Consider the following 18057-nt stretch of genomic DNA (forward strand, 5'->3'; position numbering starts at 1 on the left):
TCCTGTCAGTAGGTGCTGCGCCGCGGCTCGGCCAGCCCGTCGAAGAACTCCCGGATCGCCGGCCAGACCGTGCTGCCGCCGGAGAGCCCCCTCCACTCCCGCTTGATCACGGCGACCAGCCGGTAGCAGTCGTCGATCGGGACCAGCCAGTGCTCGTCGGCGCCGCGGGCGGTGTCGAGCAGCAGCGCCTGCACACCGGGAGCCAAGCCGGCCAGCTCCGGGCAGCGCTGTTGCAGGGCCTGCCACGTGCCGGCGTCGACCTCCGACCGGGTCGGACCCATGGGACTGGGATAGTTCGCGAGCACCGATCCGTCGCACTGCACGACGAAGAAGACCAGACCCACCGGCACGCCGAGCTCCTTCGGCGACAGGTCGGCCAGCCGGAGCCGGGTCTCCGGGACGAGCTGGTAGTGCCCACGGCCGGCGGCATCGCGCTGGAACAGCAACGTGCAGGCCTGGCAGGTGCACATCAGCTCCCCGGCCTGCTGGTCGAGGACGTGCCGGTGCTGCTCCGGCACGGCGAGCCCGCACATGTCGCAGCATTCGGTGTTCTCGGCCGGTGTGCTCGACGACCGGCGGACGACCCGCTCCAGTGCTCCGGCGCTCGTCACGGCACCCGCTGAGGTGGCGAGCGCAGCAGCGCATCGAGCGGGATGAAGGTGGCCGGGCGGGGCGCTTCGATCGTCACCGCCCGGACCTCCGACAGCTCCGGCGCGGCCGCCAGCACCGCGTCCCGGACGACGTCGCCCAACGGGGCGGCCGCCGACGAACAGCCACACCCGCTCCCGCCCTCCTCGACGACCTGCACCTCCGCCACGCCGGCGCCGATGCGGAGGAGCGTGATCTCGCCCTTCGATCCGACCTCGGCCCGGACCTCGTCGAGCGCCCGGGCGATCCGCTCCTCGACGGGGGCCGGGTGGATGCCGTGCAGCGCCAGCAGGTGTCCGAGCAGGTCGTCTCCGGTGAAGGCCTCGACGAGCGGCGTCCCCGTGGAACTCGTTGCGCCGGATGCGTAGGCCATCGCCCGGGTGAGCGCCGCACCGTAGACCTCCGCCAGCGCGGCGACGGCTTCGAGGGCCAGCTCGCCGGCCGGGCCCGGGATCTCCTCCACCCGACCGAGCAGCTCGTCGAGGTCGGCGAGGCGCTGCTCGACCTCCGCGTCGCCGAGCGGGTGCCCTGCCGGTGACTGTTCGTCCGGCGGCGGCACGCCGGCAGCGGCGAACAGCCCGGCGACCGCCGCGTCCGCCGCGCCGGCCACGGCATGATCGGTCGCGGCGTGATCGGTCAGAGCGGGCTCAGCCACCATTGCCGGCTCCGAACATCGGCGAGTGCAGCTTCTGCAGCGTGCGTCCCTCGCCGAGGTACATGTGCACGCCGCACGGCAGGCACGGGTCGAAGCTGCGCACCGCGCGCATGATGTCGATGCCGCGGAAGTCGTCCGGCCCGTTCTCCTCGAAGATCGGCATGTCCTGCACCGCCTCCTCGTACGGGCCCGGCGTGCCGTACATGTCGCGGGGGCTGGCGTTCCACGGGGTGGGCGGATAGGGGTGGTAGTTGGCGATCTTGCCGTCCTTGATCACCAGGTGGTGGGACAGCACGCCGCGGACGGCCTCGTGGAAGCCGACGCCGATCGCCTCGTCGGGCACCTCGAAGTCCTGGAAGACCTTGGTGTCGCCAGCGCGCATCCGCGCCATGCCCTGCTCGAGGAAGTAGATCGCCATGGCCGCGGTGTAGGCGATGTAGTAGACGCGGGCCCGGTCCCGCTCGAGCGCGTTGGACCACTTCGGGATCGTCCACTCGATCGTCTGCTCGGGCAGCTCGTGGCTCTTGGGCAGGCTGATCTGCACGCTGTGCCCGGTGGACTTGACGTACGGGGTGTCCACGAGCCCGGCCAGCGCCGTCGTGTACAGGCGGGCGAACGGGCCACCGCCGGTGTCCAGCGCGAGGTGCTCGCCGGTGTCCGGGTGCAGCCAGCGTGGGCTCATCACCCAGCTGTACTTGTCGCCGAAGTCCCGCTTGCCGGGGGCGGGGAGCGTCGTCTGGTTCCACGGGTGGCGCATGTCCACCGGGTTGCCGAGCGGGTCGTGCGTGACGAACGGCTCCTCGTTGACCCAGTCCTGGTAGTAGGAGCTGCCGAGCAGGATCCGCATCCCCAGGTTGATGTCGACCAGGTCGGTGGTGAGCAGCTTCCCGTCGATGACGATGCCCGGGGTCACGTACATCGCCTTGCCCCACTCGTTCATGTTCTCGTACGAGTAGTCGACGACCTCCGGATCCTGGAAGGCGCCCCAGCAGCCGAGCAGTACGCGCCGCCGACCGACCTCCTCGTAGCCGGGCAGGGCCTCATACCAGAAGTCGAAGACGTCGTCGTTGAGCGCGACCGCCTTCTTGCAGAAGTCCAGGATCGAGATCAGCTTGCTCAGGTAGTCGGTGAACAGCGTCGGCTCGGGCATCGTGCCCACCCCGCCGGGATAGACCGTGGAGGGGTGCACGTGCCGGCCCTCCATCAGGCAGAACATCTCCCGGGTGGTCCGGCTGACCTTCAGCGCCTCCTTGTACACGTCGCCTTCGAACGGGTTGAACGCGCGCATGATGTCGGCGATCGTCCGGTAGCCGTGCATGCCGGCGTGCGGTGCCTCGGTGTTCTCCGCCCGCGCCAGCACGCTGGGGTTGGTGTCCTTGACCATCGCCTCGCAGAAGTCCACGAAGACGAGGTTGTCCTGGAAGATCGTGTGGTCGAACAGGTACTCGGCCGCCTCGCCGAGGTTCATGATCCACTCGGCCATCGGTGGCGTCTTGATCCCGTAGGCCATGTTCTGGGCGTACACGGAGCAGGTGGTGTGGTTGTCGCCGCAGATGCCGCAGATCCGGCTGGTGATGAATCCGGCGTCCCGCGGGTCCTTGCCCTTCATGAAGACCGAGTAGCCGCGGAACAGCGACGAGGTGCTGTGGCACTCGGCCACCCGCTGGTTGGCGAAGTCGATCTTCGTGTAGATGCCGAGGTTGCCGATGATCCGGGTGATCGGGTCCCAGGACATCTCGACGAGTTGCCCGGGCTCTGCTGCGGCGGGGCGTCGCTCCGTCGTCGTCATGTCCTGCTCCTCGGGTCGTGGGCTGTCCGGTCGAGTTCGGTTCTCACGGGCGGTACCGCGGGTCGTAGCCGGTGGTGAGGACGTCTCCGTTGTGCCGCCACTTCGGCTCGCGGTTGGCGGTCGCGTTGGTGATGCCGCGCATCCGGCGGACGAAGGCGCCGTAGGGCTTGCCGAGCATCGAGCTCAGGCTGCCGCCGGGCGGCATGTCCATGAACGGCATGAACTTGTCGGGAAAGCCGGGCATGGTGCAGGCGATGCAGATCCCGCCCACGTTGGGGCACCCGCCGACGCCGTTCATCCAGCCGCGCTTGGGCACGTTGCAGTTGACGACCGGTCCCCAGCAGCCGATCTTCACCTGGCACTTGGGCGAGTTGTAGTCCTTGGCGAAGTCGGCCTGCTCGTAGTACGAGCCGCGGTCGCACCCCTCGTGCACGGTCTTCCCGAACAGCCACTGCGGTCGCAGCAACGAGTCCAGCGGTGGCGGTGGCGCCGACCCCGCAGCGTGGTAGAGCACCCAGGTCAGCGTCTCCATGAAGTTCTCCGGCTGCACCGGGCAGCCGGGGATGTTGACGATCGGCAGCGCCCCGGCGGACTTGAAGTCCCAGCCCAGGTAGTCGGCCAGCCCCATGGAGCCGGTCGGGTTGCCGGCCATGGCGTGGATGCCGCCGTAGGCGGCGCAGGTGCCGATCGCGACGACCGCCCACGCCTTGGGCGCCAGCTGGTCGATCCACCAGTTGAGGGTCAGCGGCTGACCGGTCTCGAGGTCGTTGCCGAACGAGGTCCAGTAGCCCTCGCCGTTGATCTTCTCGTTCGGGATCGATCCCTCGATGACCAGGATGAACGGTGCGTCGAGCTCGCCGCGGGCCGCCGCCCGGAAGGGGGCCAGGAACTCCTCGCCACCGACGGTCGGGGACAGCACCTTGTTGTGCAGGTGGACCGTCGGCAGGCCGGGGATCATGCCGGTGACGACGTCCTCGATCGACGGCTGGCTCGACGCGGTGATCGACACGGTGTCGCCGTCGCAGCTCATCCCCTCGGAGATCCAGAGGATGTGCACCTCGTCGAAGCCCTCCGCCGCCGGCCGGGTCGCTGTGGCCATCTCGCTCATCGCGTGCTCCTCCCTCGCCGGTTCCCTGTCGTCCCTGGGTGCGCGTTCACGTGCGGGGCCTGCCTTGCAGCCGGTCCCGCAACCGGTCGTAGATCGCCGCGACCGGCGCGGCGATAGTCAGCAGCGGCGGCTCGTCCGGGGCGGCCGGGTGCGGCCGGGTCGGCGCCTTCTGCTTGGCCGCGTCGAGCTCGGCCCCCAGTTCGGCCAGCGCCTGCTCGTCGAGCTCCCGGCGCAGCCTCGGCATGAGCTCGTCCTCGTCCTCCCGGACGTGCGCGGTGACGATCTCCCGCAGCGTCGCCATGGCCCCGTCGGTCCGCTCGTCGCCCTCGCCCTGCCGGTCGAGGTCGATCAGCTGGCGCTTGACCGCGGCGTGCCGGTCCAGGCGCCGGCTGATCACGGCGTCCCCGTCGGGCAGCACCCGCTTCGCCAGCGGGTAGAACATCAGCTCCTCCAGGGCTGCATGCTTGGACAGCTCCCGCACGAGCACTTCGACCACGCCGCGGCGCTGGGCGTCGGAGGCCGCGGCGGAGTAGTCGCGGAACAGCTGCTCGACCATCCGGTGGTCGTGGCTGAGCAGTTCGATGGCGTCCATCGCCGTCCTTCCCTCGTGCGTCGCGGACGTCGGTCAGGCGACCTCGGCGGCGGCTCCTTCCCGGTCGTGCGGTCGCGGCAGCAGGTCCCGGACGACGTCGACGGCCAGCCGGCACGCGGGCTCGACCGCGGCCCGCACCTGCTCGGACAGCTCCATGCGCTCCTCGAGCACGCCGGGGCGGCAGCCGACCACGAGCACCCGCTCGACCGGACCGCCCTGGCCGGCGGTCCCGCCCAGACCGCGCAGCAGGTCGATGACCGCCAGCGGGCTCATCCCGTGCGCGTCGACCGCCGGCACCGCGAGGACGTCGGGTCGCCGGCCGCCGTCGCCGAGCGGGACCTCGAGGACGGCGAGGGTGCCGGGCGGCTCGGTGAGCGGGACGGCGTCGACCAGGACGACCGTCGAGTACCGGCCGTCGAGCAGCTCGTAGGCCAGGTGCACGCCGCGGATCCCGTAGTCGACGACGTCGACGCCGTCCGGCAGGTCGGCGCGGTCGATGCGGGTGGCCACCTCGACGCCGAAGCCGTCGTCCCCCAGGAAGACGTTGCCGATGCCGGCGATCAGCACGCGGCCCGCGCTCATCGGGGGCCGTCCCCGGGCAGCGGTTCGATCTCCTCGGGCGCGAACTGGTAGTGCCGGCCGTACCAGTCGAACAGGTCGGCGCCCGGGTCGTCCTCCAGCACGACCGCCACGAACCGGGTGCCGTCGACGTCGAGCAGGACGGCCTCGACCCGGGCCGTGCGCCCGGCGAGGAAGACGTCGTGCGCGTCGGTGCCGTGCGGGCGGGGGCGCAGCCGCACACGCGATCCTCGGGACACGCGCACGCCGTCGACGAGGACGTCGTCGGTCTCCGGGCGGACGTCGTCATCCGCCCCGGGCTCCCACCAGGCCCGCTCCTCCGGCCGGACCGCGGGCGCCGTTCGTCGGACCGGCCGCAGCGACCGCACCGCCCCGTGCAGCCGGGCGAGGATCTCCTCCGGGAGGTGGTCGACGCGATCCAGCAGCGCCGCCGCCTGCGGGTCGGTCGCGCGGACCTCGCGCTTCTCCTCGTCGGTCAGCGTCATCGTGCGCAGCGACAGGATCTCGTCGATCTCGCCGGAGTCGAACAGCGGGCCGGGGCTCTCCGGGGCGATCTGCGGGTGGTCGTAGAGGATGATCGGCGAGGAGAGGACGACGTCCCGCCCGCCGTCCCGGCCGGCCAGGACCGGATAGGTGTGCACGTTGTGGCACTCCCCTGCGGCGACGGCGGCCCACACCGGCGGTTCGAGCAGCGAGACGAAGCGGCTCCCCCGGAGCGCCAGCAGGCTGTGCGCGGCCACCAGCGAGACCCGCAGCGCATCCGGTCGCGAGGCGATCTCCCGCGCCTCCGCGGTGTTCTCGACGACCAGCCGCAGCCGGTGCAGAGGGAACGGTGCCTCCGCCGGCGACAGCTCGAGGCGCATCGCCGCCTGCACCGGCCGGCGGCGCCGCACGATCCGGCCGACCGTGACGCCGGACCCGCTGCGCAGCTCCTCGATCTCCTCGCCGCCGGGAGCGGTCGCCGGCCACGTCCGCGGCGCATCGCGCAGTTCGTCCAGCCCGCAGTCGACCTCGAACTCGCGGGGCACGGCCTCGTCGAAGGTGAGGTGCCGCTGCCCGTCGACGTCGAGCGCATCGACCTCCGCCCAGCCGCCGTCCGGCGTCGGCGCCTCGACCGCACGGTGCTGCACCTGCAGGAAGCGCAGCAGGACCCGCACCGAGCGGACCTCGGAACCGGACCGCGGCTCCAGCAGGCAGTCGGTCTGCTGGTACCAGGCGTCGGCGGAGCCGGCGACGCTGGTGTCGGCCGCGCCCGCCGCCGCCACGAAGTCACGCGGGGCCAGCACGCCGAACTGCCAGCGCACCCGGTTCTTCGGCGAGGACCGCCGGTACGGGTAGAGGAGGTAGCCCTCGTAGAGGACGGCGTCGGCGACGGCCACGGCGTGCTCCAGCCCCGACGGCGCGACCACTGCGGCGCCGGGAGCGATGGACGACCGCAGCAGGGTCACGGGAGCCTGGCCGCCCTCCGGCGGCAGGCCGTCCTGCCGGGCCGCCGCGCTCACCGCGCGACGGCTTCCGCGATCAGATGTTCCCCAGCGACCGGGTCGGGTGGCCGGGGCCGCAGGCACCGCGGAGCGTGAAGACCGACGTCCCGCATCCGCTTCACCCCTGTGGGCTGCCGCTCGATTCGTGGATGTGACGTCGAGCACACACCCGACCGTCGAGGTCTGTCAACCGGGAGGGAGCAGGCCCGGCCGGAGGGCACGGAGCCAGTCGTACCAGGCGGGCATCCCGTCACCGTGGGTAGCCGAGATCTGCAGGACCTCCGCCGCGGGATGGAGCGACCGGACCTGTCGGGCGCAGCGCTCGGGGTCGAAGTCGACGTAGGGCAGCAGGTCGGCCTTGTTGATCAGGACCAGGTCGGCGGTGCGGAACATGTGCGGGTACTTCACCGGCTTGTCGTCGCCCTCCGGCACCGACATCACCACCACCCGGGCGGTCTCCCCGAGGTCGAACAAGGCCGGGCAGACCAGGTTGCCGACGTTCTCGACGAGGACGAGCGAGGAGTCCGGCGGATCGAGCGCCTCCAGGCCGCGGCGGACCATGTCCGCGTCGAGGTGGCAGCCCGCCCCGGTGTTGATCTGCACCACGGGGCAGCCGGTCGCCCGGATGCGTTCGGCGTCCAGGTGCGTCTCCTGGTCCCCCTCGATGACGGCGACCGGCCACTGGACGCCCAGTTCCCGCACCGTGCGCTCGAGCAGCGTGGTCTTCCCCGAGCCGGGAGAGCTCATCAGGTTGACCACGACGATCCCCCGCCCGGCGAGCGAGCGACGATTCCGCACGGCGAGGTCCTCGTTCTTGGCCAGCACACGCGCCTCGAGGACGACGGTGCGACCGGTGTCCCCCGACGGACCGTGCGGATGGGGGTGAGCTGCGTCGTCGGGCAACGTCGTCAGCCGGACGCCGGCATCGTCCTCACAGCCACACGTGCCGCACATCTCAGGCCACCTCCACCGAGCGGACGAGCAGTTCGGAGCCGGCGGTCACGGCGACGTCGGCGCTGCCGCACGGGCAGAGCACGACCAGGTCCTCGGTACCGAACTCCGTACCGCAGCTCCTGCACCGCGCCCGGCCCCCGGGTTCCTCGATCACCAGGTCGGCACCTTCGAGCGGCGTCCCCTCGGCGACCAGCTCGAAGGAGAACCGCAGCGCATCGGGCACGACACCCGACAACCTGCCCACGACCAGCCGGAGGGACCGCACGCGCTGGTCGCCGGTCCGCTCCCGGACGGCGTCCACCACGGCCTGGCTGATCGCGAGCTCGTGCACTGCGCACCCCCTGCGGGTCGTGCCGCAAGACTCGTCCTAGCCCTCATGCGGGGCGGGCGCAAGCCCGGGCCGGCGGAGGGCTACCCGCCCTGGCGCCTGGCTTCCAGGACGAAGCGGCCGGACGCCGCTCACCACGAGCCGCGGATTCTCGGTGAGCCATGACGTCGAGCAGCACGTGGAGAGAGGCCATGTCCGCTGCGCCGTGGGGCTCGTCGTCGACGTCGGACGGCGTCGGGCTCGTATCGTGAGGAAGGTTACCTACCAATCTGGTCGGTACACCTACCGATCTGGTCGGTCATCCGTACGCTGGGCGCGTGGCACCTCCCTTCCGGCAGCAGATCGACGAGGGCATCCTCGACCAGGCTGCCGCTCTCTTCGCGCGCCGCGGCTTCACCAAGACCTCGGTCCAGGACGTCGCGGACGCGGTCGGCCTGTCCAAGGCGGGGCTGCTGCACCACTACGCGAGCAAGGAGACGCTGTACCGCTCCGTGCTGACCCAGGCCGGTGTCCTCGGGCAGCGTGTGCTCGGCTCCGTCGGCGAGCTGCCGCCGGGGCCTGAGCGCGACCGGCGCGCCCTCGAGGTGCTCGTCGACGTGGCGCTCGCCCACCCGGGGATGGTGGCGCTGCTCCTGGCGCCGATCACGCAGGGCGACCAGAACCGCCAGGCCCCGGAGCTCGAGGCCGTCGGAGCAGCGGCGTTGCAGGCGTTCGGCGTCGATCCCGGGGCGCCCGCCTCCGAGCGGGCGATCCGGGTGCTGGGCGCGCTCGCCGCGCTGGCGGTCCTCAGCCTCACCGCCCACCAGGAGGACGACACGACGAGGTGGCGCGCCTCGATCATCGCGACCTGCTTCGACGCCCTCGGCCACTCCCGGCCCGGCGTCGCTCTTCCCGATCACCACCAGGTGGAGGCCTGATCCCGCATGGCTGTCTTGTTGTCCCGACTCGGGGCCCTCGCGCACCGGCGCCGGCTCCCGGTGCTCCTGGTCTGGCTGGTGGTCCTCGTCGCCGGCGGAGCGGGCGCGGCCACCCTCGCCGGTGAGACGTCCGACGCCTTCAACATCCCCGGCCAGGAGTCGACCACCGCCCTGGAGCGGATCGACGAGGAGTTCGGCAGCGCCGGCGGGGCCTCGGCCCGGGTCGTGGTCGCCGCACCCGACGGCGGAACGCTGACCACGCCGGAGAACGCGGCCGCGATCCAGCAGCTGGTTGCGGAGCTGGACGGACTGCCCGGGGTCGCCGGGGCGAGCAACCCGCTGGACCCCGCGGCACCCGCGGTCAACGCCGACCAGACCACCGCCTACAGCACGGTGACCTTCGCCGGCGGGCTGGGCGAGGTCACCCCGGAGCAGCGGGACGCGCTGCTGGAGGCGGTCGAGGCGGCCGGCGACGGCGCGCTGACCGTCGAGGTGACCGGCCAGGCGATCCAGGAGCCGCCGCACGTCGGCGGCCCCTCGGAGGTCATCGGCGTCGTCGTCGCGCTCGTCGTCCTCGCGGTGACCTACGGCTCGCTCGTCACGGCCGGCATGAACCTGCTGACCGCCGTCGTCGGCGTCGGCATCGGTGTCCTCGGCGTCACCGTCGCCACCGGCTTCGCCGAGCTCTCCTCGACCACCCCGATCCTCGCGGCGATGCTCGGCCTCGCCGTCGGCATCGACTACGCGCTGTTCATCGTGACCCGGTTCCGGCAGGAGCTGCGGCACGGGTCGCCCGTGGGCACCGCGATCGCCACCGCCGTCGGCACCGCCGGGTCGGCGGTGGTCACCGCGGGGCTGACCGTGGTCATCGCCCTGCTCGGGCTCTCGGTCGTCGGCATCCCCTTCCTCACCCAGATGGGCATCGCCGCGGCCGCGACGATCGTCGTCGCCGTCCTGGTGGCGATCACCCTCGTGCCGGCGGCGCTGAGCTACCTGGGACGCCGGGCGCTGCCCCGCCGCCAGCGCGCCGTCACGGACGCCGCTTCCTCCCCCTGGATGGAGCCGGGGGACGCCGGTCGCCGCGGCTTCCTCGCCGGCTGGGCCGCCACGGTGACCCGCCACCGCGTGGTCTCCCTGCTGCTGACCGTGGTGGTGCTCGGCGTCATCGCCATCCCGTTCTTCTCCATGCGGACGACGCTGGTGCAGGAGCCGGCCGAGGACTCCACGGCCGCCCGGGCCGACCAGCTGCTCGCCGAGGGCTTCGGCGAGGGCTTCCTCGGGCCGCTGACCATCCTGTTCGAGGGCGACGGGGCACCCGAGGCCGCGGCCTCGGCCAGCGCCACGATCGCCGAGGTGGACGACGTCGCCCTGGTGACCCCGCCGATGCCCAACGCCGACGGCACCGCGGCGCTGCTCAACGTCATCCCCGGGTCGGGCCCGGCCACGGCCGAGACCGAGCAGCTCGTCGAGGACCTGCGCGCGCAACTCGCCGACCTCGACGGGGTCGAGGCCTCGGTCACCGGCGCCACCGCGGTCAGCGTCGACGTGGCGGAGAGCCTCAACGAGGCGCTGCCGGTGTACCTCCTGCTCGTCGTCGGCCTGGCGCTGGTGCTGCTGGTCCTGGTCTTCCGCTCGCTGCTGGTGCCGCTGGTCGGCGTCCTCGGCTTCGTGCTCACCGTCGGCGCGTCGCTCGGCGCCGCCGTCGCGGTGTTCCAGTGGGGCTGGCTGGCCGACCTGGTCGCCCTGGAGGTGACGGGACCGCTGATCAGCCTGACGCCGATCCTGGTGATCGGCATCCTGTTCGGCCTGGCGATGGACTACCAGATCTTCCTGGTCTCCCGGATGCACGAGGCGCACAGCCACGGCGCCGCGCCGCTGGAGGCGATCCGCACCGGGTTCCGCCAGGCGGCACCGGTCGTCGTCGCGGCCGCGCTGATCATGTTCTCGGTCTTCGCCGGCTTCGTGCCGGCGGGCGAGCCCACGATCAAGTCGATCGCGTTCGCCCTGGCCGCGGGCATCCTGTTCGACGCCTTCGTGGTGCGCATGGTGCTCGTGCCCGCCGCCCTCGCGCTGCTGGGTCACCGGGCCTGGTGGCTGCCGCGCTGGTTGCAGTGGCTGCCGGTGCTCGATGTCGAGGGCGCAGCGCTGGAGAAGTCGGGCCCCGCGCACGACCGGGAGGCGGTCGGCGCCGCACCGCGTTGATCCGCACCACGCACCGCCGGACGGCCCGCCTGCTCGTGCAGGCGGGCCGTTCCGCGTCCGGGAAGCAGGCGGGGCGCTCCGCGTCCGGACGGCAGGCGCCCCACCGACCGTCGTCCGGAACGTGCAGGTGCGCCACCGACCGTCGTCCGGAACGTGCAGGTGCGCCACCGACCGGCGTCCGGAACGTGCAGGTTGCGCCACCGACCGGCGTCCGGAACCTGCAGGCCTGTTGCGCTCCCCCGGACCGGTCGGGCAGGCCGACCTCTTCCGCGCGATCCGGTCCGCCGATCCAGCCTGGCGGCGGACGACGCGGGCCTGCTGTCAAGTCGCGCCCACGATCTGTGGACAAGGACATTGACCTGCGGATTCGTGCTGCGGGTGTCGCCGACCGGCGGTAGTATTCGCACATGTGTTCGACAGGTGCGGCCGATGCGATCGACCGGTTGGCCGCCGCCTTGGACGACCTGGCCGCCCAGGACCTGACCGCTGCGTTCGGGCCGCAGCTGATCGACCGCCTGGGCCTCCTGCTGGTGGCCGGGAACCGGTTGACCGCCGAGATCGCCCGCACCGTCCGCCAGGGCGAGTTGACCGGCGCCGCCGAGCACGACGGGCAGAAGACGATGGCCTCCTGGCTGCGCGGGCACGCCCGGCTGCCGGACCCCGCCGCCAAGCGGCTGGTCGCCGCCGGGCGCGCCCTGGAAGCCCTGCCCGCGGTCGCCGCAGCGGCCGCGACCGGGGCGGTGCCCGCCGAGGCGCTGGCCGTGATCGCCCCGGTGGCCGCACCGGGCAAGCTGGCCGCCGCCGCAGCCCAGGAGGTCGACCTCGCCGGCGTCGACGCCGCGTTGGCCGAGGTCGCCGCCACCCGCCCGCACGAGGAGCTACGGCAGGTCGTGGCCCACTACCTGGCCCGGCTGGACCCCGACGGGCCCGAACCCGACCCCACCGAGGGCCGGTCGTTCACCCTGGTCAAGCACGCCGACGGCAGCGTGAGCGGCCGGTTCGAGCTCGACGCCGTGGGCGGGGAGAAGCTGCAGACCGCGATCGAGTCGATCGTGCAGGCCTCCCGGCCCGCCGGGGACACGCGCACCCGGGCTCAGCAGTCCGCCGACGCCCTCGTCCAGCTGTGCGACAACGCCCTGGCCGCCGGCGGTCTGCCGATCCTGCGCACCCACAAACCACACGTGGTGGTCCGGGTGGACCTCGAGGATCTCATCGACCCGGCCGCGGCCGGCCCCGGCGCCGCCCAGACCGGCTTCGGCACCATCATCTCCGCCGCCCGCGCCCGCTGGCTGGCCTGCGACGGCGGCATCAGCCGCATCGTCATCGGCCCCGACGGCGAGGTCCTGGACTACGGCCGCCGCCAACGCCTCTCCCCACCCCCGCTGCGCCGCGCCCTGGAGGCCCGCGACGGCGGCTGCGGCGTCGTTGAGTGTGCAGAGCACCGGCTGCCACCCCCCCGCCCACTGGTGCGACGTCCACCACCTCGTCCACTGGATCGACGGCGGCCAGACCAACCCCGCCAACTGCGCGCTCCTGTGCGAACGCCACCACACCAAGATCCACCACGGCTTCCGGATCGAACGCCAACCCGACGGCCGATGGCACACCTACCGCCCCGACGGCACCGAGATCCTCATCCTCCCCCGCATCACCGCCCAACCCGCCAACTCTCGCGCCGGCTGAGCAGCATCGGCAGGTCGGCCACCGGACGGGCACTCGTGAGTGCCTGAGCAGACGTGTTCGCTCAGGTGGCGCTCCCGCGATGCCCGGCATCATCGGGCCGGTCCGTCCCTGCGTGCCGTTCGCCCGAGCCGCTGACGACCCCCGCGGGCATGGATCGGTGGCCCTCGGTGTTGGCTCAGGTGACGACGCGGCTCGGCAGAGGCGCGCACCTGCCCCCGAGCCCTCGAGGATCACGCTTGCCCGAGCACGACCACCAGCCCGCGCCCGCCCGCCGGCGGAACCGATCCGCCACCCGCCTGGCCGCGGCGCGCGGAACCGACAGCGCCGCCGCCCACGGGACCGACCGCGCCCTCGCGCTCGGCACCGACCGCACCGCCGCCCGCGAGGAGAAGCGGGCCGCCGCCTGCGAGACCGACCGCGCCGCCGCCCGCGAGGAGAAGCGTGCCCAGCAGAGCTGGGTGGAAGGCGCTGCACCGGAGCTGCCCGCCCGCGCCACCCGGCCGGAGGGAGTCGTCTTCCACCTCGGTCCGACCAACTCCGGCAAGACCTACGAGTCCCTCCAGGCCCTGGCCGCGACCGGCTCCGGCGTCTACGCCGCCCCGCTCCGGCAGCTCGCGCACGAGGCCTACGCCAAGCTCTCGGCGCAGCTGCCCGAGGGCACCGTGGGCCTGTCGACGGGTGAGGAGGAGATCGACCCCTTCGCGCCCATCGTGTGCTGCACCGTGGAGAAGGCCCCCGACCGCGGCGAGATGCTGGTGCTCGACGAGGCCCACTGGGTCACCGACCCCGACCGCGGGCACCACTGGGCGCGGCTCCTGCTCACCGGCGAATACCGCCGGATGCACCTGATCTCCGCGGCCGAGGCGTACCTGGTCCTGAAGCCGCTGATCTCCGACGCCGAGCACGTCGAGGTCGTCAACCACAAGCGGCTGTCGCGGCTGGACGTCCTCCGCGCGCCGGTGCGGCCGGCGAGCGTGCGGCCGCAGACCCTCGTCGTCGCCTTCTCCCGCAAGGCCGTCTACGCGGTCGCCGCCGAGCTCGACCAGCACCGCCCGGGCAAGGTGGGCGTCCTCTACGGGGCGCTGCCCCCGGCCACCCGGCGCGAGGTGATCGAGCGGTTCACCAGCGGCGAGCTCGACGTCCTGGTCACCACCGACGTGATCGGCCACGGCATCAACGTGCCGGCCACCACCGTGCTCTTCGCCGAGACGACCAAGTACGACGGCCAGGAGATGCGCCCGTTGCGCACCTGGGAGGCCGCCCAGATCGCCGGGCGGGCCGGACGCTACGGCCTCACCGGCCACGGCGCCGCCGGCATCCTGATCGGCGTCAGCGGGCTCAAGCCGGTGGCGGCGCTGGTCGGCGCCGGTGCCGCCGTCGCCCGGGGCGACGAGATGAGCGACCTCCCCAAGCGCGCCCCCCGGCTGCGGCCCGAGCTCGAGGACCTCGGTGCCTTCGAGGCGGTCGACCTCCCCGAGGCGCTGACCCGCTGGATGGCCTGGGCCCGGGCCGCGACCCGTGACCAGGCGATGACCGCCGACGACGTCACGAGCCTCGTCCTCCGGGTGCACGCCCTGCTCCCGCTGCTGCGCGGCCCGCTGGGCGCGGCCGGCGACCTGAACACCGTGTGGCGGCTGGTGAACCTCGCCATCGACTACAACCCGCCGCGGCGCACCCGCTGGCTGGTGCTCGCGCGGGCCGCCCTGCAGCACGCCGTCGGCCTCCCGGTCCCGCCGGAGACCGTGCTGCCCGATGTCCCGCGCGGGGGCACCGTCGAGGAGTACGAGCAGGCGGCGGCGGCCGCCCGGGACGCCCAGACCCTGCTGCGCCAGTTCCCCGGCGTCGCCGGCCTGGACAGCGAGGACGCCGCGTGGGTCGAGGAGGAGTGTGCGGAGATGATCACCGAACTGCTCCCCGACGCCATCGCCCTGGGCCGGTCCGGGAAGTGCGTGGAGTGCGGGAACGCGATCGCACCCTGGTTCACCACCTGCCGGCCCTGCAGCGCGCCGGCCGGCCGGCGCGAGAGCGAGCGCGAGCGCCGGCCCGTCGGCGGGGGCCGGCGGACCGCGGGCCGGGCGGCGGGCCGGGCGCTCGGCGGGCGGCAGGGCGGTCCCCGCGGACGCGCCCGCCGCGGCTGATCAGCCGGGTCCTCCGCTCCCGTCCCCCGCAGGTCCTCCTGCACCCGTGCCCTCGGGGAACCAGAGCACCCGCTGCGGGAAGGGGATGGAGATGCCGGCCGCGTCCAGCGCCGACTTCACCGAGACGGCGACCGCGCTGCGCACCCGCCACCGGCTGGCGATGTCGGCCGGGTGCCAGTAGCGGACCGCCACGTTGACCGAGGAGTCCGCGAACTCCTCCACCCACACCTCGGGCGGCGGGCTCGCCTGCACCTCGGCGGTGTCCAGGCAGGCGGTCAGCAGCACCTGCCGCGCCCGCTCGAGGTCGGCGTCGTAGGGCAGACCGACGGTCAGCGAGGTGCGGCTCAGCGGCGTCCGGGTGTAGTTGACGATCGGCTGCTTGAGCACCTCGGCGTTCGGCAGGTACACCACCAGCCCGTCGTAGGTGGCCAGCACGGTGGTGCGCAGGTTGACGTCCTCGACGGTCCCCTCGTGGTCGCCGCTGCCGATCTGCTCCCCCACCCGGAAGGGACGGCGGACCTGCAGGAGGACGCCGGCGATGAAGTTCTGCAGGATGTCCTGCGCGGCGAAGGCGATCGCGATCCCGCCGACGCCGAGGGCGCCCACCAGCGGGCCGATGCGCACGCCGAGCAGGTCGAGGGCGTAGACGGCGGCCACCGCGGCGATCACCACGCCGGCGAAGCGGCCGACGACCACGCCGACGTGGCGGCTGCCCTCGCGGTCGATGGCGCGGACCATCCCCCGGCGGACGACGGCGGCCAGGACGATGCCCAGGACGAGTACGACCAGCGCCTGGACGCCCTGCTGCCACGAGACCGGATCGGTGACGACGGGGTCCTCGCCCGCCAGGGGGAAGGTCAGGTGCACTCCGGACACCCCCGGAGGCTAGGCAGCGTGCAAGGGTCCCGCCTGTCCGGGACCCACCGGCGGGTCGGGTAGCCACACATCTGCCCAATCGGACGAGACGGTTTCGTACGGGTTCTGCCAGTGCCGATCCGGCCTCGGCTCCGTAACGTCACAGGCAGCAAGCAGGCCGTACCAGCCCGTCACCGCGCCTGCCACGACCGTCCTCCGAGGAGCTTCCCGTGCCTTCCTTCTCCCGCCCCCTGCTCACCCTGGTCCCCGGTTCCGCGACCGACGCCGAGCACCGCGCCCCCGTCGACGCCTTCACCGCCTTCCCGCCGCTCGACGCCGCCGCCTGGCCGGCCCCGGTGGAGTCCGACGACTCGTGGCGGCTGGACGCGCTGTGCGCCGAGACCGACCCGGAGGCGTTCTTCCCGGAGAAGGGCGGCTCCACCCGGGACGCCAAGCGCGTCTGCACCGGCTGCCCGGTGCGCGCCGAGTGCCTGGAGTTCGCCTTGGCCAACGACGAGCGCTTCGGCATCTGGGGCGGCCTCTCGGAGCGCGAGCGCCGCCGGGTCCGGCTGCAGCGCCGCGACATCATCAGCGCCTGATCGTCCCCAGCCGGTGTCCCGGCCGGCTCGTACCCTCGGAGGCGTGACCTCCGCGCCGGCTCGGACCGTGTCCCTGGACGACCGCTTCGCGCGGGCCCTCCCGGAGTTGGCGGTCCCCTGGCGGGCCGACGAGGCGCCCGACCCCCGGCTGCTGCTGCTCAACGAGCCGCTGGCCGCGGAGCTGGGCCTCGACGTCGCCGCGCTGCGCGGCCCCGACGGCGTCCGGCTGCTGGTCGGCACCCAGCCCCCCGACGGGGCCAACCCGGTGGCGCAGGCCTACGCCGGGCACCAGTTCGGCGGGTTCACCCCGCGCCTGGGCGACGGCCGCGCGCTGCTGCTCGGCGAGCTCACCGGCGCCGACGGATCGCTGCGCGACCTGCACCTCAAGGGCTCGGGCCGCACGCCCTTCGCCCGCGGGGGTGACGGCCTGGCCGCGGTCGGCCCGATGCTGCGCGAGTACGTGGTCAGCGAGGCGATGCACGCCCTGGGCATCCCGACGACCCGCGCCCTGGCCGTCGTGGCGACCGGCCGCGCCGTGCACCGCGAGACGCTGTTGCCCGGTGCGGTCCTCGCGCGCGTGGCCAGCAGCCACCTGCGGGTGGGCAGCTTCCAGTACGCCACCGTGTTCGGCGACGCCGACCTGCTGCGCCGCCTGGCCGACCACGCCATCGCCCGCCACCACCCGCACGCCGCCGGCGCCGAGAACCCCTACCTCGCCCTGTTCGACGCGGTGGTGGCCGCCCAGGCCGAACTGATCGCCCGCTGGATGCTGATCGGGTTCGTGCACGGCGTCATGAACACCGACAACACGACCATCTCGGGCGAGACCATCGACTACGGTCCGTGCGCCTTCCTCGACGCCTACGACCCGGCCACCGTCTACAGCTCGATCGACCACAGCGGGCGGTACGCCTACGGCAACCAGCCGGTGGCCGCCGAGTGGAACCTGGCGCGGCTCGCGGAGGCGCTCCTCCCGCTGCTGTCGGCCGACCAGGAGCAGGCGGTGTCGCTCGCCGTCGAGTCGCTGCGCGGGTTCGCCCCGCGCTACCAGGCCGCGTGGACCGCCGGCATGCACGCGAAGCTCGGCCTGCCCGCCGGCACCGACGACGCGGTGGTCCGGGAGCTGGCCGAGGAGCTGCTCAGCCTGCTCGCCCGCGACCACGTCGACCTCACCTCGGCCTTCCGCTCGCTGGGGGCGGCCGCCCGGGGCGACGTCGAGCAGCTGCGCCTGCTCTTCCTCGACCTGGCCGGCATCGACGGCTGGCTGGACCGCTGGCGGGCGCTCGACCCCGACGCCGCGGCGATGAACCGCGTCAACCCCGCCTACATCCCGCGCAACCACCTCGTCGAGGAGGCCCTCGACGCGGCGACCGACGGCGACCTCGCACCCGTCGGCCGGCTCCTGGAGGCCGTGACCACCCCGTTCGACGAGCGGCCCGGGCTCGAGCGCTTCGCGGCGCCCGCCCCGCAGGACTTCGGGGCGTACCGCACGTTCTGCGGCACCTGAGCTCCCGCGGCCGGGTTCG

At 73.2% G+C, this 18057-nt stretch carries 16 protein-coding genes; 6 read left to right on the forward strand and 10 right to left on the reverse strand.

Going from position 1 to position 18057, the window contains the following annotated elements:
- Positions 1 to 5: 5 nt before the first annotated feature.
- The 9 genes from QOZ88_RS03445 to QOZ88_RS03485 all read right to left on the reverse strand — a co-directional run bounded on the left by QOZ88_RS03445 (position 6) and on the right by QOZ88_RS03485 (position 8140).
- Complete coding sequence (locus tag QOZ88_RS03445; RefSeq protein WP_305998396.1) at positions 6 to 611, reverse strand: DUF5947 family protein; 606 nt, start codon at positions 609 to 611, stop codon at positions 6 to 8.
- Positions 608 to 1303: a hypothetical protein gene (locus QOZ88_RS03450; protein ID WP_305998397.1), complete on the reverse strand. Its 696-nt coding sequence runs from the start codon at positions 1301 to 1303 to the stop codon at positions 608 to 610. The genes QOZ88_RS03445 and QOZ88_RS03450 overlap by 4 nt, the downstream gene beginning before the upstream one ends.
- Positions 1296 to 3092: a nickel-dependent hydrogenase large subunit gene (locus QOZ88_RS03455; RefSeq protein ID WP_305998398.1), complete on the reverse strand. Its 1797-nt coding sequence runs from the start codon at positions 3090 to 3092 to the stop codon at positions 1296 to 1298. The genes QOZ88_RS03450 and QOZ88_RS03455 overlap by 8 nt, the downstream gene beginning before the upstream one ends.
- 43 nt (positions 3093 to 3135) lie before the next feature.
- On the reverse strand, positions 3136 to 4200 hold the full coding sequence (locus QOZ88_RS03460; protein ID WP_305998399.1) for an NADH-quinone oxidoreductase subunit B family protein: 1065 nt from the start codon (positions 4198 to 4200) through the stop codon (positions 3136 to 3138).
- Between the two features lie 46 nt (positions 4201 to 4246).
- Complete coding sequence (locus tag QOZ88_RS03465; RefSeq protein WP_305998400.1) at positions 4247 to 4792, reverse strand: hemerythrin domain-containing protein; 546 nt, start codon at positions 4790 to 4792, stop codon at positions 4247 to 4249.
- Between the two features lie 33 nt (positions 4793 to 4825).
- Positions 4826 to 5374 (reverse strand): hydrogenase maturation protease, encoded by a 549-nt coding sequence (locus QOZ88_RS03470; RefSeq protein WP_305998401.1) that lies wholly within the window; start codon positions 5372 to 5374, stop codon positions 4826 to 4828.
- Positions 5371 to 6873, reverse strand: coding sequence for a hypothetical protein (locus QOZ88_RS03475; protein WP_305998402.1), 1503 nt, complete (start codon positions 6871 to 6873; stop codon positions 5371 to 5373). The genes QOZ88_RS03470 and QOZ88_RS03475 overlap by 4 nt, the downstream gene beginning before the upstream one ends.
- A gap of 168 nt (positions 6874 to 7041) precedes the next feature.
- On the reverse strand, positions 7042 to 7809 hold the full coding sequence (gene hypB / locus QOZ88_RS03480; RefSeq protein WP_305998403.1) for a hydrogenase nickel incorporation protein HypB: 768 nt from the start codon (positions 7807 to 7809) through the stop codon (positions 7042 to 7044).
- A gap of 1 nt (position 7810) precedes the next feature.
- Entirely contained in the window at positions 7811 to 8140 is a 330-nt protein-coding gene (locus tag QOZ88_RS03485; protein WP_305998404.1) for a hydrogenase maturation nickel metallochaperone HypA/HybF, read from the reverse strand.
- A 314-nt stretch (positions 8141 to 8454) separates the two neighbouring features.
- Here QOZ88_RS03485 and QOZ88_RS03490 point away from each other — a divergent pair, with 314 nt between their 5' ends.
- From QOZ88_RS03490 to QOZ88_RS03505, 4 genes are all read left to right on the forward strand, one after another.
- Positions 8455 to 9054, forward strand: coding sequence for a TetR/AcrR family transcriptional regulator (locus QOZ88_RS03490; protein ID WP_305998405.1), 600 nt, complete (start codon positions 8455 to 8457; stop codon positions 9052 to 9054).
- A gap of 6 nt (positions 9055 to 9060) precedes the next feature.
- Entirely contained in the window at positions 9061 to 11256 is a 2196-nt protein-coding gene (locus QOZ88_RS03495) for an MMPL family transporter (protein WP_305998406.1), read from the forward strand.
- A 407-nt stretch (positions 11257 to 11663) separates the two neighbouring features.
- On the forward strand, positions 11664 to 12986 hold the full coding sequence (locus tag QOZ88_RS03500; RefSeq protein WP_319946869.1) for a DUF222 domain-containing protein: 1323 nt from the start codon (positions 11664 to 11666) through the stop codon (positions 12984 to 12986).
- Positions 12987 to 13175: 189 nt separating this feature from the next.
- Positions 13176 to 15077 (forward strand): helicase-related protein, encoded by a 1902-nt coding sequence (locus QOZ88_RS03505; protein ID WP_305998407.1) that lies wholly within the window; start codon positions 13176 to 13178, stop codon positions 15075 to 15077.
- Here QOZ88_RS03505 and QOZ88_RS03510 read toward each other — a convergent pair whose 3' ends face one another.
- Positions 15078 to 15953, reverse strand: coding sequence for a mechanosensitive ion channel family protein (locus QOZ88_RS03510; protein WP_305998408.1), 876 nt, complete (start codon positions 15951 to 15953; stop codon positions 15078 to 15080).
- Positions 15954 to 16162: 209 nt separating this feature from the next.
- Between QOZ88_RS03510 and QOZ88_RS03515 the strand changes: the two genes are divergently transcribed.
- Both QOZ88_RS03515 and QOZ88_RS03520 read left to right on the forward strand, forming a co-directional pair.
- Positions 16163 to 16531, forward strand: a complete 369-nt coding sequence (locus QOZ88_RS03515; RefSeq protein WP_454970306.1) for a WhiB family transcriptional regulator — start codon at positions 16163 to 16165, stop codon at positions 16529 to 16531.
- 43 nt (positions 16532 to 16574) lie between these two features.
- On the forward strand, positions 16575 to 18038 hold the full coding sequence (locus tag QOZ88_RS03520; protein WP_305998409.1) for a protein adenylyltransferase SelO: 1464 nt from the start codon (positions 16575 to 16577) through the stop codon (positions 18036 to 18038).
- Positions 18039 to 18057: the final 19 nt, after the last annotated feature.

The sequence above is a fragment of the Blastococcus carthaginiensis genome (genome assembly GCF_030731085.1).
Taxonomy (GTDB): domain Bacteria; phylum Actinomycetota; class Actinomycetes; order Mycobacteriales; family Geodermatophilaceae; genus Blastococcus; species Blastococcus carthaginiensis.